Raw genomic sequence first — 770 nt, 5'->3', positions numbered from 1 at the left:
AGTGGCCCTAAACGATAAGCTGTATCGACTGATTTAGGCAGCGATGAGATCGCAATAAGAGACCCTCAATATGTGTTTGCCGTAAACGATTTTAACGGCTAACCGACATAGTGAAGCTGAACAGATTTAAGAATTGCAGATACAAATTAGCCGCTCAAACGCAGCTAAAAAGAATCGTTATGCTTACTTGACCGGAGAAGGTTCATATGTGTTATATGCAATTACTTATTTTTAAACAAAGGGTTATAAATAACTCCTAGAGGGTTACCAAAAGGGTCTGTTACTACGCCAAGTTTAATACCCCCACCAACGTCTGAAATAGGACTCAGTGGAGTAGCACCTAAAGAAATAAGTTTTTTAAATTTTGCCTCAATATCTTCAACGCCCCAGTATGAAATGACGCCTGAAGTCTGTTGCTCTTTTTCAGTTGGCATTAATCCAAGTTCAAAGCCACGAATGTTATAACCTACATAATATGGTTCATCAAAGTACGGCTTGATACCAAACGCTTGCGTATACCACTTTTTAGCAGCTTCTATATCATTAACCATATATACGGTTGTTCTTAGTCCTAACATATCTGATTTAGGCGCTGCTTCATTAGCAGAGGAAGTTAGCGATAAGAAAATTAAGATAAAACTAATTAGATGCTTCATAGCGTGCAGGTTTCTCCTTTGCATATAGACATAATGACTCCCACACGGTGCTAGCCTCCGCATTTTCGTGGGTTAGCTTAAAGCCAGAGCCATAATTAGTTTGTCAAATAACTA

1 protein-coding gene is annotated in these 770 nt (G+C 38.7%); it reads right to left on the bottom strand.

The window, feature by feature from the left end; genetic code table 11:
• Positions 1-221: 221 nt before the first annotated feature.
• The gene (locus tag AN214_RS21780; protein ID WP_200911161.1) at positions 222-656 is read right to left on the bottom strand and encodes a VOC family protein; all 435 of its coding nucleotides are present in this window, start codon (positions 654-656) and stop codon (positions 222-224) included.
• Positions 657-770 lie beyond the last annotated feature (114 nt).

The sequence above is a fragment of the Pseudoalteromonas sp. P1-9 genome (genome assembly GCF_001399975.1).
Classification (GTDB): domain Bacteria; phylum Pseudomonadota; class Gammaproteobacteria; order Enterobacterales; family Alteromonadaceae; genus Pseudoalteromonas.
The sequence above is the reverse complement of the archived record's forward strand: the minus strand, read 5'-3'. Positions and strand labels throughout refer to the sequence as shown.